This is a genomic window from Phocaeicola plebeius DSM 17135 (assembly GCF_000187895.1).
Taxonomy (GTDB): domain Bacteria; phylum Bacteroidota; class Bacteroidia; order Bacteroidales; family Bacteroidaceae; genus Phocaeicola; species Phocaeicola plebeius.
In genome coordinates, this window is the sequence record NZ_DS990120.2 from 25,515 (window position 1) to 50,312 (window position 24,798).

Genomic DNA, 24,798 nt, shown 5'->3' on the forward strand with positions numbered 1-24,798 from the left:
CGATTATGAAAAGAATAGCATTTCTTGTTATCACCTTATTTTTTTCCCTAAAGTCAATGGCTGGTGATGGTGATAAGTTTTTTAATATTTCAGGAGGTTGGCAATGGAAAAATACCGTCAATGCAGTTGTAGGGCTGGAGTTTGAAGGTAAATATCACAATGCTTATGAACTATATATTGATTTAGCTACAGCATATGATAAATGCCCGGTATGTAATAAGGTATGCTCTGATAGTTTCTGGAGCTATAAAACATTCGGCATAGGTGCAGCATATAAACCTACAATCTCACGAGGCAAAAACAGTAATTTAAGATGGCGGTTTGGAGCAGATTTAGGAGCTAACAGAAAAGGGTTTCAGGCTTCCATTGATATAGGTTTAGAATATAGCTATTCATTTAGAAATGGAATGCAAGTCTTTGTAATGCAAAAAAATGATTTTGTCTTTTGGACACGTGACCATTTCCGAAATGGATTATTAGTAGGTGTCAAATTTCCAATAAATAATTAAGTATGAAAAAAATATATATAATTCTATTATCCATTATAGGGGTAATATCATCATGTACAAAACACGAAGATATTATAGACACATCATTACAGCCGGGTAGTATCTTATGTAGTGATGGAAGTATAGTGCATCCCTCACTTTTTTCACCCAATGAAAAAGAAGCCATTGGAGTTGTATTTTGGTGTAATGATGGGAATAATCCTGATATAAAAGAAACCGCTTATGCCGTTTCATTAGAAGATTTAGAAGAAAATCCTTTAATAGATACAGACGAGGATATAGCTAATGTTTCGGAAGATGAAAACAGCTTTGATGGAGCAGCTAATACTGCCGCAATAATGAACTTTGCTATAAAAGATAGTTTAGCTTATCCAGCAGCTCAAAAAGCTATAGAATACGCACCAAAAGGTGTTACAGGTTGGTTTATTGGCTCTATCGCACAAAACAAAGCAATCTCTAATAATCTTGAAAAGGTATATTCTTCTTTCTCAATCATTGGAGGAACGCACTTTGATGGTTGGTACTGGAGTTCTACAGAAGATGGAGCAGGAAAAGATACTCCTAAAGTGTTTGCACTAATTTCTTCATTAACAAAAGGAAGAGCAACCAGTACAAGCAAAAGAAATTCATTTAAAATCAGACCTATTATAGCAATAAGATAATCATGAAAAAGAAAATAATTATACTAGCAGCCTTCGTTGTTACATTTTTTACCGCATGTACTTCAACGCATATGATAACTTTCAGTAACGCTGAACTAAGCGACAAAGAAAAAGACATGATAGAAAATAATAGTAACTATTCAACCGCTTCAATAGTTGGTGGAAGTGCAAAATTAGTTAAAGAGGAAAGAGATAAAGCTATCCAAGAAAAGATAGAAGCTAGAAGAAATAAACTAAAAGCTATTGATGGCTTATCAATCTCCAGCTATAAAGATAAAAATGGAAAAGAACAGTTTAAAGCAACAGCTCAAAGTGAAATCCTATTCAAATTTGATTCATATGAATTAAATGAAGAAGCTCAAAAAATGCTTTCTGACTTATGTAATATCATTAGTGAAATACCCAATACTAAGATTAAAATAATTGGGCATACTGACAATATAGGAGAAAAACAATACAATATCATACTTTCTAAAAATAGAGCAGCAGCAGTAGGAAATTACCTTAGAACCGCTGGTATAGAAACAAACAACATAACAGAAGATGGAAAAGGATATAGCGAACCCATTGCAGACAATACAAGTGAAGCTGGACGTGCTAAAAATAGGAGAGTAGAAATATTTATCACAAATGATGAATATTAAAAAGAGAGATTTCTATTAACAAAGACCGGGAGGTAAAACTCTCGGTCTTTGTTTTATAGTCTGGAAAGAAATTGATACCGTACTTTTCGGAGTTCCGGCACTGATGGGCAAACATGGCATGATGAAATGATACCGAATTATCATTCCTGGCACACCCTGCAGAACGACCTTTTGATACCAAATACAAAAAGCTGCCGGAAGCCGGACACAAAAAATTGATACCATAAAACATTAGGGAAAAAGAACAAAGAGAAAACACTATATATAAATAATATATGAATATATAATATATGAACCTATAAACATATAATATATGATTAATATACTCCACTTCCAGAAAGAGCAACACGAAGAATCTTCTTTTCCCTAAAGTTCTTTGTGTCGTTTCTCTCTATATCTGAATACAGAAAAACGGCTGCATCATAAAAGAAACGATACCGACACCATTCAGGAACTATCGCCCATCAGCAAAAGGATTGCATCTAATTGATACCTTTTCTGCCTGCACTGGAGAGAAACCGGGAAGGTATTTGATACCGTACTTTTCCGGGTTCTGCCCGGCATGGACGATAAGAGAACATTATTATGATACCAAAAACTTTAGGGAAAAATAAAACTTCGGCAGTCTATAAACCTAAAACCATTTTTAACAAAAATAATTGTCCTATTATTTGCGACATTTATAGAAAATTACTATCTTTGAGTATTGAAAATAAAGAGATAAATAAACTTTTAAAGCTGGTTTGGCTGCCAGTATAAAGAACAGCAAACAAAATCATGAATATCTTAAGATTTCTTTTAAGTAGCTTTTTATGGGCTATGGGTGGAATTTTTGTATTAGCAATCTATGCGTATAGTGAACTAGTCTATTTGATTTTTATTTGCATTGCAATAGTAGGATTAACCATCTACTACAGAAAATCCATAATAAAAATGTACGCAGAAATCTTTAATGAGTTAGGAATCAATAAGTATGTTATACAAATTAAAAATCTAAAGAAATACAAAGAACCTATTTACAAACTAATCAATACAATAGGTCTATGATGATTGTTTTTTCTCTATCTTTGCTAAAGACATCAGCAAGATAGCTATATAAAATTAGAAAATAAATAGTTATGGAAACTAATCAAACATATCAAAATGAACTTGGTTCGGCTATGCTCCCATTTGTTATGAGAGAATTGGTTGATACAGTCATGAAAAGAAAAACGCTACCTTTAGAAGATGCGTTATACTATATATATTCTTCCAATTTGTACAAGGCATTATTGGACGAGAACACAAAACTATGGTATTCAAGTACATTATCACTTTATGAAGCATTAGAAAAAGAGAAAACAGAACAGAAGAAAGTACAAAAGGACAATCCAAAGATATTGCTTTTTCAAATGTTTTGTGCTGAAAATTACAGGGAAACTAAAAATATAAGTGCTAAAGAAACTCTTTTGCTGTTTTCCAATCATGGCGTTTTTGAATTTCTATATGAAAATTTTGAAATGCTGCACACACAAGATACAGAGTATATATTAGATACTATAATAACTTATATCAATAAAAAGGCATGAAACTATATCACGGCTCAACAGTTACCGTCAAATCCCCTAATATACAGAAAGGGCGTAAAGCTACTGACTTTGGAAAAGGATTCTATACGACAACTAATTTTGAACAGGCTAAGAAGTGGGCAATACTCAAAAGAAATCGGGAACATGGTAAAAAAGCGGTCGTTTCAGTTTATGAAGTCCCCGATAATATTCTTGATAGAGAGTTTTCAGTCCTTCGATTTGATGGGGCTACAAAAGAGTGGCTGGAGTTTGTAGTTAATAACCGCAGAGGAAAAGGAAAAAACAGCTATGATTTAATAATGGGACCCGTTGCCAATGACCAGTTATATGCAACAATCCGGCTTTATGAACAAGGTGTTGTTACGGCTGATGCAGCGATTGAAATGCTAAAGACCCATAAGCTTTTTAACCAACTTTCATTTCATACAGTGAAAGTTATTCCATTATTAAAATTCACAGAATCTATTGAAGTATAAATCATAAAACTATAATGAACCATGAATAAAGAAATGAGCTTGGATGTTGCGCTCGACATTATCGGGACACTCCGCATGATGAAGATAGATGAAATATCAGAAGAGAAGGATGAAAACAGAAAAAAAATACTGCAAAAAGAACTTTCTGTTCTCAACACAGAAGAAAAAATAGCAAATGGATTGTTGCAGTTTGAAGTTTCTGAAAATGTGCGCTTATCAGTCATGGATAAGATACAAAACTATTACGCACCTAAATTGAAAGCATATTATGCAACGCTATGAAGTAGAAGCCATCTTTGAACAAAAAAAAGATGGCTTATTTGAGGACATCAATATATCATCACAAAAGCCTATTGCTATAATCTTAGGTGGACAACCAGCTTGCGGAAAAAGCACTCTTATAAATGTTGCAAAGAAAGACCATCCTAACTTAGATTTTCTCACTGTTAATGGTGACCTTTACAGACAGTTTCACCCCAATAAGGAACTAATAAAAGACCCTATTAAATACCCCATTGAAACCCAGATTTTTTCTAGCGTTTTTACAGAAAGACTAATAGAAGAAGCCATTAAACGGAAATGCAATATTATTATAGAAGGAACTATGAGAAATCCAGATGTACCTTTAAAGACAGCACAAAAATTTAAAGATGCAGGATTTAGAGTTGAAGCATATATTATTGCAGCCCCCAAGGAGTTTACCCAACTAGGACTTTACAACAGGTATCAAGAAGAAGTACTAAGTAAAGGACAAGGACGATTAGCCGATATTGATTCACATAACAAAGCCGTAAATGGACTAATGAAATCTGCAAATCAATTATACAGTGATAAGGCTGTAGATAAGATTTCTATCCACACCTACTTAGCGAAAGAAAGAATTAAAGATTTCAATCTAGTAAATGGTGAATGGAGTTGCAAAAGTATGCCATCTATTTTTATAGATGAAAGTCGTTCAAAACAGATGAAGAATAAAGAAATACTTAACACTAACATTCAAAGAGGAAAAGAGCTTATTGAATCCGTAACGAATCCTGAAGTAAAAAAAGGAATGAAAGAAGCTCTGTCACAACTTCAATCTTCACTAGAAAAAGTTCAAAGACAAGAAAAAGGATTAAAAAAAGGTTTCTTCTGATTCTTCCAAAAAGAGAGGACTGGCTTTTCCAATCCTCTTTTTCTATTTATTTGCGTCTTAACTCATTATCTATTTGCTGTGAAATTTGTCCTTTAACGGTTCTGATTACCTCATTAATATAATCAAGAATTGGCTTAGGGTCTATAGTTTTATCTTTGTATTCCATTTGAAAATGTAAGTGTTCTCCTGTGCTGCGCCCGGTACTTCCACTAATGCCTATTGGTTGCCCAGCTTCAACAGCTTGTTTCGCATTTACAAGCACACTGTATAAATGCCCATAGATAGAAGTAAAATCACCATGACGCACTTCTACATAATTGCCCAACCCTTTATTTTTTCCTGTTTTTACAACCATTCCCGGCATTATCGAATAAACATAGTCGTTGTTGCCTTTAAGGTCTATCCCTCTATGATTTGCTATTTTTCCAGTAAATGGGTCTTTTCTTTTACCATAATGGGAAGTTATCACCATTGAATCAATGGGCAAAGATAAATACCTTCTTTGCTTCCAGTATGCAAGTCGTTCTGTAGTCAAAGCATCATTGACGACAACAGCCTTTTCTTTTTCTTCTATCAATTTATTTTCTGTCGTTGCTAATACAGGTTCCGCTTTAGGAATATCCTTTTTCTGTAATACCGTATTAAACTGACAGTAGCCATTCACTGAAAAAAACAATGAATAAGTAAAAAACATGATAAATTTATTCTTCATATTGATATTTTTATTACTTTTGAGCAAAAATATACATTACATGGATAAAAAGCAAGCTATTTTTAATGAAAATGATATTCCATATAAAGAATTAGAACTAATAGGAATATCAAAAAAACAGATATGGTCTTTGGATAAGGCAAATATCACAGCTCTATTATCTGGAAAGAGAACCAGTTTACTAGACCTTTCTTTTCACGATAATAATGGAGAAGAAATAAGTATGAAAGGAAAAATAAGTTTGTACTGGAAAGATAGCAACAATGCTGGCGTTAAAGTTCATCCAGTCAGACCAGAAATAATGAATGATATAAACCTTAAACCAAAGGAGTTAGAACGACTTCAAGATAACGAGATAATAACAAAAACTATTAACAATGAAAAATATCTCGTACAATTAGACCCTGAAACAAACGAATTGCTTAAAACAAAAATCAAAAGTATTTCAATACCTTCAAACATAAAAGGTGTTGAGCTGGATAAGCAACAAAAGGAAACTCTAAAATCAGGTAAGGAATTAATTTTGAATGTTGACAAAGAAAAAATTGCCATAAGATTAGATTTAAATAATCCAAGAGGAATAAAATTCCTAGACTTCGAGCAGAAACAGAAAATAGCTTATGACCGGCATAACCCACAAATTATAGGAACTATTCATACTGATAAAAACAGAAATGAATATATAGAATACATGAAAGGACAAAAAACAACACTTGGAAATGAATCGCAATCTAAAGTAGAACATAAATTCAAATTATAAAATGGAAGAAAAGAAAAAATTTGAAGCTTTGCAATATAGTTATGAAAATGCCGGACAATTCCGAGCAATAGCAGCAATTCTTGGATATTCAGAAGAATATCGGAATGGTGATATTACCTTTTCCAAAGGTAATGAAACATATACTTATCCACTGAATACACTTAAACTTGGCAATTTAGGAGATAATAGAGAATCTTTATTAGAGCAATCTAAAGAAAGAATAATCAGTTTCTTTGATAAAGAACAAGCTAGCAATAATTTCCAAGAATATAGCCAATATTTACGAGAAAACCACAATGTTGCAATTATAAAATGGGATGATATAAAACAAGGTACTAACAAGAATGAAGGATATAAAGACGGATTTACAGTCATTGACCTTGAAAATAAAATTGCATATAAAGGAGAAGACCTTTATCGATATGCTTATGAACAAAACCAAACCCTAGATGGTAAAGGTTCATATGTTGATATAGACTGGAACAAGTTTAATGAAGTAGGAGTTAAACCGGAAAATTTAAGCCCCGAAGATATTGCAAACATCAAAAATGGGAAAAAAACAGGTATGCTAAATTTTTCCATTGAAGATACTCCCGGTAATAGAACACTTCTAGACAATGAAAAAGTGTCTTATAAAACAGAAAATGGAAAACTCCATTTTGAGGGGAAAGCAACAACTCTTAAATATATAACAGCCGAGAATACACCTGAAAATAAATCTAAATTAAAAACCAACGAAATTGATTTCAAAGAAGAAGGTAAACGCATCAAAATTGATGGTATCAATGCTAGAAAACTAGCAATCGCAGCTATTACAGTAGTTTACCCAATCGCTGGGATTGCTATCTTGCTCATTCCTAAACGACAAGAAATAAAAAATGATTTATCCTTTACTAAGGATGAAATAAAAGCCCTAAAAGCTGATAATGTCGTAGTAAAGACTAATTCAAAAGGAGAAAGAACATTGCACCAACGTGACAAAGATACTAATGAGATAGTATCAATAAAAGCAAAAGACATTCATATTCCCCAAAAACTTGGAGGAATAGAGCTTACTCCTATGCAGCAAGAAAATCTCAAAAATGGAAAAGAAATTACCATTGTAAACGAGGAACTAAACAAAGCTGCAAAAGTAAAACTAGATTTGAATGCCAGAAATGGATTATCAATCAAAGATGCAAATACTATAGAAATTAAAGCGACTGAAAAGAAAGAACAAACAATAGGGAAAGAAAGATATATATCTGATAAAGAAAGATTAGAGTTTGTAGCCCAAAAAGGAGCTAAAGGGATTGATGAAATTTTTAAAGATAAACCCACCGAAATGGCTGCCTTTTTAGAGAAACATAAACTTTCTAAAGATTATGCTTCTTACAAGGAAGTAGAAAAAACATATTCCAGCTCTAGGGAAGCTACTAAACAAACTGTCGGAGAACAAATATCTACCCAAATGGATAAAATAGATAGTTCTATTAAAGCAACAGCGAAGCAAGAAGCATCTATTCTCGGATATGGTAGAACCTACGGAAAAAATAATGATACTCCAACAATGAAACTATAATATTATGCTAACATTTGACGATTATAAGGCTAAAATATCCATCATTCAAATACTTGAAGATTTAGGATATAAACAAGACATTAGCAAAGGAAAGGTTTCGCCTGTTTTTAAACTGACAGACGGAGCAGGTAACAAGTTGGATGAAATCATCATCAAGAATCCTCATAGTGTACAAGAACACTACTATGATAGGAATTATAAAGGTGGAGATTTAATTCAGTTCATCAAAAATCATATTAACGACTTCCCACAATTCCAACATCAAAATACATTTGTGCGAATCAATATGATTTTAGGACATTACGCAAATGAGCCTTATAGTCCTAAATATGAAGCATTCAAAGTTGTAAAAGCAGAAAACAAATCTTTTGACAGAGATAGATATAAAGAATTTCCTACTACACTCGCTGATTTAAGATTTCTCACAAATGAAAGAAATATAAATCATCAAGTCGTAGAAAAGTTTCTACCATTTATCACAAGGGTTAAAGACTTACAAGGAAACGGCAATTATTATAATATAGGTTTTCCCTATATTAATCCAAAAGATAAAGACAACAAAGTAACAAATTACGAATTAAGAAACTATGGATTCAAAGGAATGGCTGCCGGAGGTGATAAAAGTAACTCGCTTTGGATTGCTGATTTTTGCCCACACCCCCAAATGGCAAAACATATATACTTTGCAGAATCCGCTTTAGATGCTATGAGCTTCTATCAGCTCAATGCTAACAAAATCAAATTAGAAGAAAGTGTTTTTTGTAGTGTAGGAGGGTACATTTCAGTTAATCAAATAAAAAACACTTTATTGCGATACCCACAAGCTAAAGTACATACCTGTTTTGATAATGATTTAAACGGTAATTTGTATGACATTAAAGTGTCTGGAATCATTAGTAATACAGAAATGACAATAAAAGAAAATAAAGATGATGTGCTGTTTAAAACTAAGGGTAGAGAATTCACTATTAACAAAAATGACGTTTCACTAGAAAGTTTTAGGGAAAAAAGCAAAATAATAGCTCCTATGATTTCTCATAAAGCAGAAAAAGCAAAAGATTTCAATGAAATTCTAATGAAACAACATGAACAAAAAAAAAGTATTAAGTTATGAATGATGGAACAAACATAGCTTCTGATGATATTATATTAAAGCCTAAATTCCGATATTGGTTAATGAAGAATTTCCTTTTAATCACATTAGCGATTTTCGTATTCATTTTTAGTAAATATATAAGAGAACATGAATTATTAAAATTTATCAGTGGAACGATATTAGTATTGTTGATATTTATAATTTTCTACAGATATATTTCAATGTTACTTTGTACAAAATGGATTATAACTAGAGAGCAAATAAAAATATATCAAGGAGTGCTTTCAAAAAGGATTAACTACATAGAATTATATCGTGTATATGATTATGAAGAAAAGCAAAGTTTTATCCAGTCTTTAATAAACAACACCAATATCTACATTTATTCTGGCGATAAATCAACACCAGAACTACTGATGAATGGTCTTAAAGCTAATAGTGATATAATTCAAACCATCAGAAATAGAGTAGAAGAACAAAAAAAGAAAAAAGGAATATATGAATTTACAAACAGATAATGATATGAAAAGAGTGCTTTTATTTTTTTCCCTAATGTTACTGTTAGGCAACATAAAAGGACTAGCACAATCTATTGTCATTGACCCGGTAATGATTGGAACATTGGTTTATTCCCATCAGGAGCAACAAGGTGTATTGAAAGACATACAAAGTGAGGAAACAAAAATCCGCAACTTTCAAATTTTAATCCAACAAAAAATGAATCAAATTCAATCCTTACAGGAGAAGACATACAACTATCTTTCTACAGTTAATGCAGTTGTGAAAAATGGAAAAGATATTATTTATGCTTCAACCTTAGCTAGAGACATAGCTAAATACCAATCCGAAGCAGCTAAATATGCAGTTGGAGACCCTAAATTATTAACCATAATTGCAAAAACAGAGTATGAGCTTATCAGTCGAAGTGTAGATTTAATGATATACATAAACAATATAGCATTGCAAGGCGGTGAAAAAAATCTTATGGATAATAAGCAAAGGATAGATTTATGTATTCATGTGGTCAATGAACTTAGACGAATGCGAGGACTTGCATACGCTGTATGCCGACAAATGAAATCCGCTAAAAGGGCTGGAGTACTAAAAACACTTGTACCCGGACAATTTAAATATGTAAATAGTGGGAAACAAAAAGTAGATAATATTTTAAACGGTATTAAATGGATTAGTAAAGGAGGATATTAAATGGATAATGATACAATCAAAGATTTAGGCTTATGCCCTATTTGCCAGAAAGGACACATAATGAAAGGCAGTTTAGGATATTCCTGTAATTACTTCAAAAACATGAATGACAAATGTACATTTAATATTTATCATTCATATTGGGGAAAAGAGATTACAGAAGAAATAGCCAGGCAATTAATAACAACAGGGAAAACAGATATATTTCATGACTTCCATAATAAAAAAGGAGTTCCTTTTTCTGCATATCTGACTATCGAAAATGGAATCGTTATTCCTTCTTTCGTAAATGAAGTATTAGAAACTCCGTGTCCTGTGTGTGGTAGAGAAATTGAAATTTTACTAAATGGATATGCTTGTAAAGGGTATTCACAAAAGGACAAGGACAACAACAGAGTTTGTAACCTCTATATACCCAAAACTATTGCACAAAGAGAAATACCATTGGAAGCAGCAGAAATACTTGCCAGAGGAAAAAAAACACCGTTTATGACTGGATTTAAATCAAGAGAAGGAAATGATTTTTCTTCACGGCTGGTTCTAACAGAGAACTTAGATATTTCTTTTGACAATACATTGTGTAAGTGTCCTAAGTGTGGAGGAAACTTATATATAAACAAAAAAGCCTATAATTGTTCCAACTATAGAAATGAAGCCATAAAATGTGATTTTGTCATTTGGCGTGAAATGTCAGGACGTTCTATAACTCCCGAAGAAGCAATAGAACTTTGCGAGAAAAAAGAAACACCTGTGTTAACTGGATTTCATGATAAAAACGGGCAACCGATGGAAAGAAAGCTTGTACTGAACGATGATTTTAAAATAAAACTAATATGAAAATAGAATTTATAATTTATAGCCATTTTTTTAAAGAGAGAGGAATGAAGGTAAAGGGTGATTGGAATTTTCCGCATCTTCCAAGGATAGGCGAAGAAATTTCACCTCACATTATAATGTTTCAGAATGAATTTACCTATCAAAATTTATTAGAATATCTAACAGATGAAGCTAAAAGTGATTTTAATAAATTCAATGATGGTGAAGATGATTTAGAAGGGAATTTTAAAGCATGGGTATATGATGTTATCTGTGAGGTCAATATAGTTGAATCAATACATTATAGACCAGATACAGAAGACTATACCCAAATTATTCCTGAAATTTGTTTAAGTGATTTAAGTAATTAAATATTATTGATATGCAAATGAATAAGACTGATTTAATCAAAATGGTTGCTGAAAAGGCAAATAAACCAACAAAAGAAGTAGCAGAAATAATTGATAGTTTTTTCAAAGAATTATCTCAAAATCTAAGAGAAAAAGATGTTTCTATAAAAGATTTTGGTACTTTCAAAAAGATTATTCAGCCAGCTCGGATAGCTAGAAATCCGGCAACTGGAGAACCTGTAGAAGTTCCAGAAAAGGAAGTTGTTAAATTTAAGCCGTCCAAAAATATACTAAACATGAAATGGCTATGATAGAAATAAACATCCATATTCCTATAGATGGTGTGAACAATATTTCTATACCAATCCAATTACCTGTAGTTCCAAGGGTTGGAGAAAAGATTTATCTATCTGACAAACAAATAAATAATTTGATAAGTCTATTAGAAGAAGAATATTACCACAATCCACAAACAGAAGAATGGAAAGAATCAATAAGACGGTTCACCAATATTGAGGAAGTAGCATATAATGCTGCAAATGGAACGATACACATTGAATTATCAACTATTTAAAAGAAACAATATGAAAAAGTATTTATCATTAGTAATGATTGGTTTAAGCCTTATGTTGTCTGGATGCAATAAAGACGATAACAACGACCCTGATACTCCACCTACAGGAGATACAGGAAAAGTACGTTATGAAGCTACCGTAAGCGACCCAGAAAATTTCAAACTTCTAATACATTATACAGTAGGAGTAGATATTTCTTCCGAAGCTCCCGAAGAAGCTGCCAAAGAAACTATTGTAGAAAGTCCATTCACATTTGAGCAAGAAGCCAAACAAGGAACATATTTATGGCTATCTGCCTACCCTATACCTAAAGATGAAGAAAACCTTGAAAATTTACAGCTACCTAAGACAGTCGAAGTAAAAATTTTTATTGATGATAAGCTGCATAAGTCTAACAGTGGTGAAAATTATGCAATGGTTCAACATATATTCGGACAGGAAAATTACCAGTAGAATTGATACCTTTTCTGCCTGCACTGGAGAGAAACCGGGAAGGTATTTGATACCGTACTTTTCCGGGTTCTGCCCGGCATGGACGATAAGAGAACATTATTATGATACCAAAAAATAAAAACCAATACCACTCTCACTGCATAAAAGAGTGGTATTTTCATTTGAATTAATAAAATGAAAGACCAAAAAAGATTATTACACAAGTGCCTATTAGAAGACATTCCAGCTTTTGTAATATGCGGAACAGATATTTGTTCCGTCCAAGCAATGGAAGCATATTACCAGATAGCAGTAGAAAAAGGTTGCAATAGCAATTTTTTAGAAGACTTGAAATTAGCTATAGAAGATTTCAAGGCTTTTCAATGTGAGGAACCTGAAAAAGTTAAAATACCCGATTAAATCATGGAAGAAAGCAAAGAATTACAAAAACTATATGGATTCATGCAAGCATTCATTTATATAACTGTTTGCATAGAGATTCTACTATTTGTTCATTTTCCCTTTAGTGAACAAATTATGCCCTTATTATCAAAAATGGCAAAAATTCCTATCTATTCTAATATTCTTTATAGTAAACTATTTACATTCTTTATTATAATGGTTACTTGCATTGGAACACGTTCAAAAAAGGATTTAGAATTAGACCCGACTAAACAAATCATTTTTCCTTTAATCTTTGGATTCATAATGTTCTTTGGAAGTATATGCTTTCTTTTCTTTAAAGAAAAAGGAGAAACTAGTTTAGAATGGTATAATATAGCTTACATTATACTATCAATAATTGGAGCGACATTAATAAATTCAGCTCTAGATAACATTTCCAAACGTATTAAATCAAACTTTATGAAAGATAGATTTAATATAGAGAATGAAAGCTTTGAACAATCTAAAGACAAGGTAGAAACAGAATTCTCTGTCAATATTCCGATGAAGTTTTTCTACAATAGAAAGTGGCATAATGGGTGGCTGAATATATGTAACTGTTTTCGTGGAACTTTCGTAATAGGAACGCCTGGAAGTGGTAAATCTTTTTCTGTTATAAATTCTTTTATAAGACAACATTCAGCTAAAGGATTTGCAGAAGTTGTTTACGACTTCAAATTTCCTGAACTTGCCAAAATTGCATATTATAATTATCAAAAGAACAAGCAATTAGGAAAAATACCAAGTAATTTCAAGTTCAATGTCATTAATTTTTCTGATATTGAATATAGTAGAAGAATAAACCCATTGAAACGAGAATATATAGAAATCCTAGCAGATGCAACAGAAACGGCAGAAGCATTATATGAGAGTTTACAAAAAGGCGACAAAGGAAGTGGAGGTAATAGCGATTTTTTTAAAACATCAGCAGTAAACTTGTTAGCAGCTTCTATTTATTTTTGGTCTAGATACGAGAATGGCAAATATTCAGATTTACCGCATGTACTGGCTTTCCTTAATCAAGAATATGACGTACTTTTTAAAGTCCTCTTTTCCGAACCTGAATTAAAATCACTAGTTTCCCCATTTGAAGCTGCATATAAATCAGGAGCAGTGGACCAATTAGAAGGACAGATGGCAAGTCTAAAAGTACAGTTATCAAGACTGGCTACTAAAGAATCTTTTTGGGTATTTAGTGGCAATGATTTCAATTTAAAAGTATCAGATAAAAAAGACCCTAGTTATCTTATCATTGCAAATAACCCTAAAACACAAAGCATGAATAGTGCTTTAAATGCACTTATCATTAACCGATTAACTAGACTTGTCAATACAAAAGGTAACTACCCTACTTCAATCATAGTAGATGAATGTCCCACATTATATTTTTATCAACTTGCAACACTACTTTCTACTGCACGTAGCAATAAGGTTTCAATTTGTTTGGGATTACAGGAACTACCGCAATTAGAAGAACAATACGGCAAAGCTACCGCAAAAACTATAACTTCTATTATAGGTAACACTTTATCCGGGCAAGCTAAAGCTCCTGAAACTTTAGATTGGCTACAAAAACTATTTGGAAAAGTTAAGCAAGTAAAAGAAGGTGTTACTATCAGAAGAAACGAAACAACAATTAATATGAATGAACAAATGGATTTTGTTATCCCGGCATCCAAAATATCTTCATTACAAGCTGGTACATTAGTAGGGCAAGTTGCATTAGATTTTGGACAAGAAGATAATTTTCCAACAGCGATGTACCATTGCAAAACCAATTTAGATTTAAAAAAAATTAAGAAAGAAGAAGAAGCCTACAAAGAACTGCCAAAAGTATATAACTTTGGGACAGCAGATAATAGAGAGAAATTACTGCAAAAAAACTTTAAGAGAATATACGACGAAGTAGAAACAGTAATAGAACAATATGTATAACATTACATTACCAATTTTAGGCACAAGGTTAAAGCAAATCCGAGAGCATATAGGATATTCCCAAGCTCAATTAGCAGAACAGCTGAACTGTAAACAAAATGCGATTTCAAATCTTGAACTAGGAAAAGGGGGCAGCCTAAAACTTTTATTTCAAGTGCTGAATTTTTATTCTAACTATGTTTTTATAGATTTAATATTTAGTGAAAAGTTTTATCTGATTTCTAATACAGAAGAAGATGAAGCGCAAAAAGCCAATTATAATTCTGTTATAATAGAAATTATAAGACAATCAGAAAAAAACTATGAGGATGCTATGTCAAACGCTAAAAAAGAGCTAGAAGCTAATCTTCAAAAAGCCATCAATTTATTACAGCCCTAATAAAATAAAAGAGAGTACAAAATACTCTCTTTTATTTTCCAATATTACTTTAAAGAATTTGTGATACCTATTCTTTTGGAGTTCTGGCACTGATGGGCGTATATAGCATGATGAAATGATACCGAATTATCGTCCCTGGTACACCCTGAAGAACTCCTTTTTGATACCAAATACAAAAAGCTGCTGGAAGCCGGACACAAAGAATTGATACCATAAAACTATAGGGAAAAAGAAGAAGGACAAAATGCCATATTATATATAAATAATATGAATATGTGATTAATATCCTTCACTCCCCGAAACCCAGAAAGAGCAACACGAGAATCTTCTTTTCCCTATGTCCATTTCATAAAAATGATACCAGTATAATAACAAATACTTATAATATGAAAAGAGAGCATCCAAATACATACCTTTTAACAATACAATCGAAATCAATCTATCCTATCTAATTCTATTATAGCTACTTTCTCTTTATCTGGACTTGCTTCATTTTGTATAAGAGTTATATGTTTTTGGGTATAGCTTTTAATAACCCAAGGAGCACCACCTAAATATAAAGCATTGCTATTAAATATGATATATTTTCCTTCTATTTTGTAAGTAATATCAATTTCATCGTAACTTTCCCAATTTACTTTCCCCGATTGAGTATCTATAAATTGCATACCTACTCCCATATTGGGAACTACCCAAGCATCACAACGACCTGTACCACGCCATGAGGTTTGATATAGTTTTTGGGGAGTAAGTTCTCCTATTTGTACCTCTGGATTTTTATCATCACAACTTGTAAAACTTATGTTTACTAAAAATAATGCCCAAAGCATTAATAAGCAAGATTGTTTAAAATAATGTACCATGTATTAAAATAGATTATATTAATATAAATACCAGACTTCAAAATTACAATCCTATAATTGTGTATAGATTTGCTAATGTTGCTATTGAAATCTGTTTTTCTACTAAATTAGAAGCCCATGAACTAAGACCATATACTTCCAGCAAACTCTCATCTCTTTCATCTGCAAAAAATGAAAAACAGAGTTTGGTAGTTGGGTCGTATAAATATTCCATATTAGTTGCCTCATGATAGTACTTACAGAAACCTTTTTCATTGAAGTTCTCCAAAACCATACATAGCGGAGAACGCATTTGAGGATTAATACGCTTTCTAGTATTATAACTTATCTGAATATCAGAGCTGAAATACCTTGATATTTCTGCCGATATAATTTGGGCTTTTTTGATAAAAACATTATCATCTTCATTTTGCCTTAATTCCGCATCCGTAGCATTACTTTTACTCAATACTATTTGGTCACCCTGTCTTGTTGTTAACACAGCAGCTACATCATATAAACTTTCTCCCGAAGCAGATGTCTTTGTCAATACTCTTGCAATCGTAATAGACGGAGTATAAAGTCTTGTAACAGGAAGAAGAATTTCCTTAGAAGTATCATCAAAACGTCTTTGAAAGTTTCTTTCCAGTACAAAATCCGACATTGGATATAATCCTTCTTCTATTAAATCAATCACTGTATGATTTTTTGAATCATTTAATGATTTTCTCCAAGATTGCAAGTTTATATTTATGTCTTTAAGTGCCATTGTAGTATTCACTACACCTGTTTCATCTTGAATACCACCCAATGTTTTTACACGTATAAATATATCTTGTCTTTTGTAAACTGTAGAATCAAAAGTACCATCCTTTCCATTAAATCCGAACGACCCATTAAGTGAATCACCTTTATATACAAGTGAAGCATTAATATTTTTCTCTAAGGATTTAGTTTTCTGTTCAACATTCGTATTTGAATCCGCATTACCCATATATTGCGCAAAAGCTCTTCCACCTGTATAATAACCAACAACAACAAAATCTCCATATGAATCAATGATAGATGATATAGGAGAGGTATATAAATTATTAATAAAAGACCTTCTTAAAAACTGCCTTGCAAACACTTTATTAGAACCATTGGAACTTAACAAGGTAAATTTGCCATGAGCAAACAATATATTCATTTCCCCATAAGCTTGTTCTTTTGATTCATTAATAAAAGTTCTAAATGTTTCGGTTGTCGTTTTCTTTTTCCCTATAGAAAAAAATCCTAGATTTAAAGAAAATCCACTTTTCACAGTTTTACTTATTGATGAAAAATGCGTATAATTATTAAAATCATAATAAGCAAACGATGACTGGTCGTTCCAGTTAGGATAATTTTCATCAATATATGATTCATCATATTCTTTTAGAGATTCAATATCAAGTATGGAATGCGTAAAGTTATCAAAATCACTTGGTATATAATTCCCCTTAAGCAATTTATAACCATAACCTAGATATTTATCAGTTCCCCCAATCATCTCACCACTTCTTGTCAACTCTTCATCAAAAGAAGGTTGTCCTGTAATAACATCTGGAAGAGATGGATTACGTTCTTGAAGAATCACATCATCACATGAATAATCAGTTTCAACCACTGTATTTTGCTGTGCGCATAAGTTCAAATCCTCTGAACAAGCTATAAACAATGGAGCTATAACAGATAAAATTATTATATATAATATTGATTTCATAATCTTTTCTTATTGCAGATTATTATTAGATAAACTTTTCATATATTCTTCTAAAGGAATTGTTACTATTTCGTCTGGTTTTGCCTTTGATGTAGTATTTATTATTCCATACCAAGAACCTTTAAATTTAACTTCTCTATCATTAGCCTCATTTCCATTACGATAAGTCATAGTAATAGTATAGTCAGCCTTTACACTATATTTCTTTAAATAAGTCGTTACTTTAATTAAAGATGGCTCATCAACTTCTACCGGAATAGTCACCGATAATGTTTTAGGTATCTCATACGTTGTGGAAGTATAAGGAGCTCTAGGCAAAAATATTGTTGAATCAGGCATTTCCCCACTACTAAAATTGCCAGGGGCAATAAATTGCCCGGCTATTATTGCAGGACGTAAAAACATTTGTTTTTCATTTGCCATTGGAATTTTCAAAGCTCCTTTTTCTGTATAACAAGAAGTATCTTTTACATCTTTTTTTGCATAAATTGTAATATTTGATGGTCCAGCAACTGCTCCTGTCTGACCATTTGAATACACAACAACAGGGTCTAATTCCGTCACTACAGCTTTAGGTTCAAATGCTATTTCTTTTACTTTAAATTTATCCTGAAACTCTAATAGAAACTCTTGCTGTGGTTGCTTATTATATTTTGCATACCCTACCTGCCCATTACTCTTTACTTCTATAGAATAATTAAACACACTCCAAGGATTATTGGGGTCTGCCGTTCCTAAATATGTCTGATTTTCAATATTAAAATATCCTTTATATGTTGATGGTATAAGGTCCCAACTTCCAGAACTTATATCTTCCGAGTCCCAAACAAAAACAAGTTTATTGTTTGGGTCATTGTTATATTGACCACAAACCAATGGCTTATTATAAGACTTTGAATAAATCAAATATGGTATTCCACTACTAGGTGGCAAAATCTTTAAATAGAATTTTGAAGAACTATAAGCTGAAAGTATCAATTCTTTTCTCATTCCTTGAGTAGAAAGATAAGGCTGTCCAACCACTCCACCTCCTCTGACTTTCAACGCAAAAGGAAGCTCTCTAACAGCATACATATTTGATGAATAAAATTCATCTGTCTCAGGATAATAAGAATAAGATTTCGTTTCTGGCTTTTTTTTAAACTCATCTATATTAGAAAACAGACTCACAGAGTCAGCAACAGAGATAGCTCTTGACTGGATTGAACTTTCTGATGTTTCCGAAAAATCATATAAAAGTTCAGAACTTTTTTCACAAGAGACAAGACCAATAGTCATTGCTCCTACCAATAATTGACTTACGCCCCAAAAAGAATAGAATTTTTTTTTCATAAATATAGTTTTAAAATTATGTCCTTAGAAACAAATACACAATAGAGTTCACGTAGATTTACTTTCTGACGCACGCGAATACGCCACATATACAAAAGGACGAAGAGAAAACAAATCCATGATGCCAAAAACTTTTAGGTAAATATATAAATAGCTCTTACAGCATATTACGTTAAGAGCTATTTATCCCAAAAAGTCAGTTATATTTTACTTAATTTCCCGAAAGACTTAGCCAAAGACGAACTGTTCTTTTAGCCTTATTCTGTTCTCCTTCTAGAATCTTTGCATCACCTTTCTTATAGCTTATTTTTAATTGAGAATCAGTCTGTATAGCATCATATAGAGGAAGCAAAAAGAAATTATCTTCATCTAAAAGTTTTTCCATTATTAACGGAATAATATTTTTACCCATCGCTTGCATTTCTTTAAACTGTGGTAATGTTGTATAAGCGAGAGTACTTGAACTATATTTAGTTTGTGGATTTATTGAAATTTCTTCGTTCCATGAATTAAACAAATCGTTAAACTTAGTCTTTACCTCACAATTAATATTTGCAGCTTTATCAATGACAGCTTGTTTTTCTGCATCAGAAAGTTCAATATCTTCTTGTGCTATCTGTTTTGCAAGTTCCTTTATCTCCGACATATCAGTCTTTGTTCTACTCTCGATAAAAGAAACCAAAATTCTACCATACAAAGTGCCAGATAGCTCACTCCTTTTATGGGTAATACGCAAATAACGCCCAAGTTTTGACTCCCAAGTACCGCTACTATATACAACACTTCCATGAGTCATATCTATACTACTTGTTCCCCAACCATCAACAGTAGCATTGCTACCTTCTGTACTAGTCTGTTCATAATTACAAGACGAACCATATAAAGTTTTAGCATTTTTATACTGTTCTATAAAATCATTGTAAAAAGATTCTGGGTCAATCCATTTGTTAGTTATCCCCATAGAATAAGCAATACAATTATATGTACCTGTTGCTTCTCCTGTTACAGAAATATTATTTACATCTAAATTTGGGAAATCCTTTTTAAGATTATCCTTTTCCGCTTGTGTAGGAACCCTTCTCATAGAAGCAGCTCTAGTAGTAAGTTCGTTTGGATTGGCATTATCCTCCACAGAACCAATCTCTTCGTTTTGCTGACAAGCAATAAGACTAAAAGAGAAACCTAATAAAATTAAAATTTGTTTTCTCATAAAACGATATTTTTAAGTTAGTAATTATTCAGCAAATGCATTTGCATATCGCAAATATACAATACAAATTGTATATAATATAAGAATTATATTGTTTTTTCCACTGTTAATGCTTAAAAACATAATATATTTGCTATTTTTGCAATATACAATCTAAATTATACTAATATGGAAAAAACTTATCATTCATTAAAAGACTTTGAACTATCCTATGGGAAAAATGCTATTGAGAGAGCAAATGATTTCCAGCAGTACATTGAGCAACTAAATGATTTCGGATGTAAAAGCTATTGGATAACTTCACATACAGGTATCGGTTCAACAATGGCAATTGAAGGCTTCAACGAACCTGTTATTGCATTTATTTCTAATGATTATTTAGGTATGTCACAAAGAGAAGAAACTAAACAAGCAGGTATAGATGCTATAAAAAAATATGGAACAGGTGCTTGCGCTGCACAAGTAATAGGTGGTTATCTCGACATACACCAACAGCTAGAGAAAGAAATAGCTTCTTTTGTAGGACAAGAAGAAGCTATTTTATTTTCTTCCGGATTTGGAGCAAATGCCGGAATACTAAGAGCCTTATTGGGTCAAAATGATATTGCATTGATAGACCCTTATATCCACACAAGCGCAATGGCTGGACTAAAAGGAACAAATATAAAACGAATTGGGCATAACGACCTAGAATATTTGGAGAAGGTACTAAAAGAAGTCAAAGGGCAATATCAAACTAAACTTGTAATAATAGATGGTGTATATTCCCAGGATGGGGATTTGTCTTTACTTCCGGAAATTATTACTCTTTGCAAGACTTATGAAACCATGCTGATGTTAGATGATGCACATGGAATAGGAGTAATGGGAGCCAATGGCAGAGGAACAGCTGAATACTATAACTGTTTAGGTCAAATTGATATTATTACTGGCACATTCAGCAAGTCATTTGGTTGCGTAGGGGGATTTGCAGCAGCTTCGAAGAAGATAATACAATACTTGAAATTTTATGCGGACAGCAATGTGTTTTCAGCAGCCCCTACCCCACAAGTCACAGCATCCATACTAAAAGCTTTAGAGATTATAAAAAAAGAACCACAAATAAGAACCAAACTTTGGGAAAATACGAACTATCTTAGAAAACGGTTGAAAGAAGAAGGGTTCGACATAGGAAAATCTGTTTCCCCTATTTTTCCTATTATGATAAGAGATAATAAAAAGGTTTACGAAATTGCTAAAATGTTGCAAGAAAAAGGTATCTTTACAATTGGAATTGTATATCCGGCTGTAAGAACCAAAGAAGCAAGATTAAGGGTCAGCGTTCTTGCCACGCATAAACTTGAACAATTAGAATCTTTAGTCAATACTCTTAATGATATAAATAAGAACATAAAAATAAAATAATAATGAAAGAAAGGAGAAAGCGAAGAAGTGCCAAAGACATAAAGGAAAGCATTATTAATGCGGCAACCCATTTAATTGAAACTGAAGGATTTTCTAATCTAACAGTTACAGGTATTATGCGACAAGCTGAAATTGAGCCTGTACAATTCTATAACAGATATGATGATTTGAATAAGTTCATTGACGAGTATGTAAAAAAATACGACTATTGGTTTAGCGATATTGTAAAATCACAAAAACAATCTAGTAACGATAAAGCACTATATATGAACATTCTTGTAGGTTTATTTCAATCTTTATCAGAAAATAAAATCATGCAAGAACTTCTAAAATGGGAACTAGCTAATAACAATGAAACTAGTCAACGTACCGCTCAACTACGGGAATTGCACACGTTACCTTTATGCCAAAAATTCTCAAACATATTCTCCAATACAGATATTGACATTGTAACTATATCTGCACTAATAATAGGAGGAATATATTATCTTATTTTGCATGATAAACTTTCAACTTTCAGTGAAATAGACTTAAAAAAAGAATCTGACAAACAAAAAGTTATTAAGGCTATAAGCAAATTGTCAGACATTTTATTTACGTTTATACCTTCTTCTATTACTAAAGAAAATATTGATATTATAATAAAAATGAGAGAAGATAATATTCCTGTAGAAAAAATAGCATATTATACAGGAATCCCTAAAGAAATTATTGTTTCTATCTAAAATATCCGTCCAATGAGGAAAAACCCATTGGACGGGTCTATAGCCTAACCAAAAATCTTTTGTTTCACAAAACGACCCTTTTTCTGTACTTTTGATTTATAATAGTACTAGAGGTAATAACAGGGGGGAAAGCCCTAGTTTAAAATAGTTTCGCGAATAGTTGAATTTATGAAACTTGGATTTAAATAAAATGGAGATAATAGGCTACGCTCGTGTTTCAACGAGGGAACAGAATTTAGATTTGCAGCTAGATGCTTTAAAAGAAGCCGGATGCAAACTTATATTTGAGGAAAAAGTATCAGGAGTAAAGGATAGACCCGAATTAGATAAAGCCCTTGCATATTTGCGAGAAGGTGATACTTTTGTTATCTGGAAGCTAGATAGATTAGGACGTTCTTTGAAAGATTTAGTTTATATAGTTGATTGTTTGCAGAAAAGAAAAATTGCATTCAAAAGCATAGTTGATGGTATTGATACTAATAGTGCTTTAGGAAGATGTCAATTTGGAATTTTTGCTTCATTGGCTGAATATGAACGTGAAATAATAGTAGAACGAACTAGGGCTGGATTACAAGCTGCAAAAGAACGAGGGAAACTTACGGGACGACCTATAGGGTTATCGGAAGATGCAAAGAGAAAAGCTATAGCAGCAAAGCGTTTATATGAAAATCGGGATTATTCTATAGATGAAATATGTAGAATTTTACACATTGGAAGTAAGGCTACTTTGTATAGGTATTTACGCTATGAAAAAGTAAGATTGATGAATAGAAGAAATAAATAGGGCGTTACCTTTCAGGTCGGGCTTTTCGCTGCAAGTCCTCGCTACGCTGTGGGCTTTCCGCTGCAATCCCTAACGCATTTTCCCACCCACCCTTCTAAGGTATATCCAATGCTTTGCTTTTTTCACCGCTTCTATGAAGCACCTACAAAAGCAAGGCATTGGATATTCGGTTTTATAGACTTCATGTTCCCTAAAGGGAATATTCCGTTTATAAAACCTTATCTCTCACCCAAAATATATAAAACTTTAGGGAAAAGATAATACGTTAAAAATCAGCCGATTATAAACTATTTTTAACAAAAATAATTGTCTTATTATTTGCGACATTTATAGAAAATTACTATCTTTGAGTATTGAAAATAAAGAGATAAATAAACTTTTAAAGCTGGTTTGGCTGCCAGTATAAAGAACAGCAAACCAAAATTATGAAATCTACTTTTGATAAAAATGCAGAGAAGTTTGTAAACCTTATGGTTGAAAAAATTGAAAGCTTGTCTATGAATTGGCAAAAACCTTGGTTCTCTAAAGTCAACTCTAAACAGAACTTTTTACCACAAAATTTAACAGGTCGTACTTATAGTGGTGGAAACGCTTTTTTTACTTTATTTTTTGTGTGAAAAATATAATTATCAAACTCCTGTTTTTTTGACATTCAATCAAGCACGAAACGAAGGTATTAATGTTCTAAAAGGTGCTGTTGCTTTTCCTGTTTATTATACATTATTTTGTGCTTATCATCGTCAGACAAATGAAAAAATTTCATATGATGAATATAACAAATTATCAGAAGAAGAACAAAAAGAATACCGTTTAGCAGCTTATACAAAATATTTCCAAGTTTTTAATTTAGACCAAACAAACTTTGCGGAAAAATATCCCAATAGATGGGATATATTAAAGGCTAAATTTTCAGGAGAGGAACAGCCACAAGAAGAGAAAGAAATGTATGTAAATCCAATACTTGATGAAATGAATAAGAATCAAAATTGGGTATGTCCTATTCAAACGGTTTCTAGTGATAGTGCGTTTTATTCAATATCAAATGATAGCATTACTTTACCTTTAAAGAGCCAATTTAAGGACGGAGAAAGTTTTTATGGTACAGAATTACATGAAATGGGACATAGTACAGGTGTTAAAAATAGACTAAATCGAAAAGGATTTTATGAAAATGATAAATTCAATTATGGGCGTGAAGAACTTGTAGCAGAATTAATATCGGCTTTGTCTGGTGTATATTTGGGTATTTCTGTAACCGTCAGAGAAGAAAATGCGGCTTATTTAAAATCATGGTGCAAAGCAATAAAAGAAGAACCTAAATTTTTATTTACTGTATTGGCAGATGCTATTAAAGGTAGTAAATTCATAGCCCAGCATCTAAATATAAGGCTAGATGTGGAAGAAGTTGAAGAAGAGAAAAATACAAAGGTTGCTTAAAGGTTCCTTCCCTCCTCTTTGGGGGAGTTCTTTTTTCAAACGCCAAAAAAGAACCAAAAA

28 protein-coding genes and 1 pseudogene are annotated in these 24,798 nt (G+C 32.2%); 24 read left to right on the forward strand and 5 right to left on the reverse strand.

The window, feature by feature from the left end:
- The first annotated feature begins 5 nt into the window (after positions 1-5).
- The 7 genes from BACPLE_RS03875 (at position 6) to BACPLE_RS03915 (ending at position 4,994) form a co-directional block, all read left to right on the forward strand.
- Positions 6-509, forward strand: a complete 504-nt coding sequence (locus BACPLE_RS03875; protein ID WP_007559132.1) for a hypothetical protein — start codon at positions 6-8, stop codon at positions 507-509.
- A gap of 2 nt (positions 510-511) precedes the next feature.
- A complete protein-coding gene (locus BACPLE_RS03880) occupies positions 512-1,171 on the forward strand; it encodes a hypothetical protein (RefSeq protein ID WP_007559134.1) in 660 nt (219 codons plus the stop codon).
- Between the two features lie 2 nt (positions 1,172-1,173).
- Positions 1,174-1,815: an OmpA family protein gene (locus BACPLE_RS03885; protein ID WP_007559135.1), complete on the forward strand. Its 642-nt coding sequence runs from the start codon at positions 1,174-1,176 to the stop codon at positions 1,813-1,815.
- A gap of 1,118 nt (positions 1,816-2,933) precedes the next feature.
- The gene (locus tag BACPLE_RS03900) at positions 2,934-3,383 is read left to right on the forward strand and encodes a DUF3791 domain-containing protein (RefSeq protein ID WP_004295329.1); all 450 of its coding nucleotides are present in this window, start codon (positions 2,934-2,936) and stop codon (positions 3,381-3,383) included.
- Entirely contained in the window at positions 3,380-3,859 is a 480-nt protein-coding gene (locus BACPLE_RS03905; protein ID WP_005647329.1) for a DUF3990 domain-containing protein, read from the forward strand. The genes BACPLE_RS03900 and BACPLE_RS03905 overlap by 4 nt, the downstream gene beginning before the upstream one ends.
- Positions 3,860-3,880: 21 nt before the next feature.
- Positions 3,881-4,141, forward strand: coding sequence for a hypothetical protein (locus BACPLE_RS03910; RefSeq protein WP_005647331.1), 261 nt, complete (start codon positions 3,881-3,883; stop codon positions 4,139-4,141).
- Positions 4,128-4,994: a zeta toxin family protein gene (locus BACPLE_RS03915; protein WP_007559145.1), complete on the forward strand. Its 867-nt coding sequence runs from the start codon at positions 4,128-4,130 to the stop codon at positions 4,992-4,994. The genes BACPLE_RS03910 and BACPLE_RS03915 overlap by 14 nt, the downstream gene beginning before the upstream one ends.
- Positions 4,995-5,040: 46 nt before the next feature.
- Here BACPLE_RS03915 and BACPLE_RS03920 read toward each other — a convergent pair whose 3' ends face one another.
- A complete protein-coding gene (locus BACPLE_RS03920) occupies positions 5,041-5,706 on the reverse strand; it encodes a M23 family metallopeptidase (RefSeq protein ID WP_007559149.1) in 666 nt (221 codons plus the stop codon).
- A gap of 40 nt (positions 5,707-5,746) precedes the next feature.
- On the opposite strand from BACPLE_RS03920, the gene BACPLE_RS03925 reads away from it, so the two are divergent.
- The 13 genes from BACPLE_RS03925 to BACPLE_RS03985 all read left to right on the forward strand — a co-directional run bounded on the left by BACPLE_RS03925 (position 5,747) and on the right by BACPLE_RS03985 (position 15,260).
- The gene (locus tag BACPLE_RS03925; RefSeq protein WP_029425721.1) at positions 5,747-6,466 is read left to right on the forward strand and encodes a DUF4099 domain-containing protein; all 720 of its coding nucleotides are present in this window, start codon (positions 5,747-5,749) and stop codon (positions 6,464-6,466) included.
- Between the two features lies 1 nt (position 6,467).
- Positions 6,468-8,027 carry a DUF3945 domain-containing protein gene (locus BACPLE_RS03930; RefSeq protein ID WP_007559152.1) on the forward strand — a complete coding sequence of 520 codons (1,560 nt, stop codon included), beginning with the start codon at positions 6,468-6,470 and terminating at the stop codon, positions 8,025-8,027.
- A 4-nt stretch (positions 8,028-8,031) separates the two neighbouring features.
- Complete coding sequence (locus BACPLE_RS03935) at positions 8,032-9,141, forward strand: toprim domain-containing protein (RefSeq protein WP_007559154.1); 1,110 nt, start codon at positions 8,032-8,034, stop codon at positions 9,139-9,141.
- Positions 9,138-9,641 (forward strand): PH domain-containing protein, encoded by a 504-nt coding sequence (locus BACPLE_RS03940; protein ID WP_005647342.1) that lies wholly within the window; start codon positions 9,138-9,140, stop codon positions 9,639-9,641. Before BACPLE_RS03935 ends, BACPLE_RS03940 begins: the two co-directional genes overlap by 4 nt.
- A complete protein-coding gene (locus tag BACPLE_RS03945; RefSeq protein ID WP_007559156.1) occupies positions 9,622-10,329 on the forward strand; it encodes a hypothetical protein in 708 nt (235 codons plus the stop codon). The genes BACPLE_RS03940 and BACPLE_RS03945 overlap by 20 nt, the downstream gene beginning before the upstream one ends.
- Positions 10,330-11,166, forward strand: a complete 837-nt coding sequence (locus BACPLE_RS03950; protein ID WP_007559158.1) for a topoisomerase C-terminal repeat-containing protein — start codon at positions 10,330-10,332, stop codon at positions 11,164-11,166.
- A complete protein-coding gene (locus BACPLE_RS03955) occupies positions 11,163-11,516 on the forward strand; it encodes a hypothetical protein (RefSeq protein WP_004295339.1) in 354 nt (117 codons plus the stop codon). The genes BACPLE_RS03950 and BACPLE_RS03955 overlap by 4 nt, the downstream gene beginning before the upstream one ends.
- 11 nt (positions 11,517-11,527) lie before the next feature.
- Complete coding sequence (locus BACPLE_RS03960; protein ID WP_004295340.1) at positions 11,528-11,806, forward strand: HU family DNA-binding protein; 279 nt, start codon at positions 11,528-11,530, stop codon at positions 11,804-11,806.
- Positions 11,797-12,069 carry a hypothetical protein gene (locus tag BACPLE_RS03965; protein WP_004295341.1) on the forward strand — a complete coding sequence of 91 codons (273 nt, stop codon included), beginning with the start codon at positions 11,797-11,799 and terminating at the stop codon, positions 12,067-12,069. Before BACPLE_RS03960 ends, BACPLE_RS03965 begins: the two co-directional genes overlap by 10 nt.
- A 10-nt stretch (positions 12,070-12,079) precedes the next feature.
- Positions 12,080-12,523 (forward strand): hypothetical protein, encoded by a 444-nt coding sequence (locus BACPLE_RS03970; RefSeq protein ID WP_007559162.1) that lies wholly within the window; start codon positions 12,080-12,082, stop codon positions 12,521-12,523.
- A gap of 174 nt (positions 12,524-12,697) precedes the next feature.
- Complete coding sequence (locus BACPLE_RS03975) at positions 12,698-12,922, forward strand: hypothetical protein (RefSeq protein WP_004295344.1); 225 nt, start codon at positions 12,698-12,700, stop codon at positions 12,920-12,922.
- A 3-nt stretch (positions 12,923-12,925) separates the two neighbouring features.
- Positions 12,926-14,881 (forward strand): type IV secretory system conjugative DNA transfer family protein, encoded by a 1,956-nt coding sequence (locus tag BACPLE_RS03980; protein WP_004295345.1) that lies wholly within the window; start codon positions 12,926-12,928, stop codon positions 14,879-14,881.
- Positions 14,874-15,260 carry a helix-turn-helix domain-containing protein gene (locus BACPLE_RS03985; protein ID WP_007559164.1) on the forward strand — a complete coding sequence of 129 codons (387 nt, stop codon included), beginning with the start codon at positions 14,874-14,876 and terminating at the stop codon, positions 15,258-15,260. Before BACPLE_RS03980 ends, BACPLE_RS03985 begins: the two co-directional genes overlap by 8 nt.
- 434 nt (positions 15,261-15,694) lie before the next feature.
- Here BACPLE_RS03985 and BACPLE_RS03990 read toward each other — a convergent pair whose 3' ends face one another.
- The 4 genes from BACPLE_RS03990 to BACPLE_RS04005 form a co-directional block, all read right to left on the reverse strand.
- Entirely contained in the window at positions 15,695-16,123 is a 429-nt protein-coding gene (locus BACPLE_RS03990; RefSeq protein ID WP_005780925.1) for a hypothetical protein, read from the reverse strand.
- Between the two features lie 43 nt (positions 16,124-16,166).
- Positions 16,167-17,846 carry an MAC/perforin domain-containing protein gene (locus BACPLE_RS03995; RefSeq protein ID WP_007559167.1) on the reverse strand — a complete coding sequence of 560 codons (1,680 nt, stop codon included), beginning with the start codon at positions 17,844-17,846 and terminating at the stop codon, positions 16,167-16,169.
- Between the two features lie 9 nt (positions 17,847-17,855).
- Positions 17,856-19,178, reverse strand: a complete 1,323-nt coding sequence (locus BACPLE_RS04000; protein WP_007559169.1) for a hypothetical protein — start codon at positions 19,176-19,178, stop codon at positions 17,856-17,858.
- Positions 19,179-19,389: 211 nt separating this feature from the next.
- Positions 19,390-20,388, reverse strand: a complete 999-nt coding sequence (locus BACPLE_RS04005; RefSeq protein WP_004295351.1) for a DUF7689 domain-containing protein — start codon at positions 20,386-20,388, stop codon at positions 19,390-19,392.
- A gap of 168 nt (positions 20,389-20,556) precedes the next feature.
- On the opposite strand from BACPLE_RS04005, the gene BACPLE_RS04010 reads away from it, so the two are divergent.
- The 4 genes and pseudogenes from BACPLE_RS04010 (at position 20,557) to BACPLE_RS04030 (ending at position 24,738) form a co-directional block, all read left to right on the forward strand.
- Entirely contained in the window at positions 20,557-21,792 is a 1,236-nt protein-coding gene (locus BACPLE_RS04010; RefSeq protein WP_007559081.1) for an aminotransferase class I/II-fold pyridoxal phosphate-dependent enzyme, read from the forward strand.
- A 2-nt stretch (positions 21,793-21,794) separates the two neighbouring features.
- Entirely contained in the window at positions 21,795-22,517 is a 723-nt protein-coding gene (locus tag BACPLE_RS04015; protein ID WP_007559082.1) for a TetR/AcrR family transcriptional regulator, read from the forward strand.
- A gap of 190 nt (positions 22,518-22,707) precedes the next feature.
- Positions 22,708-23,301: a recombinase family protein gene (locus BACPLE_RS04020; protein ID WP_007559111.1), complete on the forward strand. Its 594-nt coding sequence runs from the start codon at positions 22,708-22,710 to the stop codon at positions 23,299-23,301.
- 425 nt (positions 23,302-23,726) lie between these two features.
- A pseudogene (locus BACPLE_RS04030) lies at positions 23,727-24,738 on the forward strand (ArdC family protein).
- Positions 24,739-24,798: the final 60 nt, after the last annotated feature.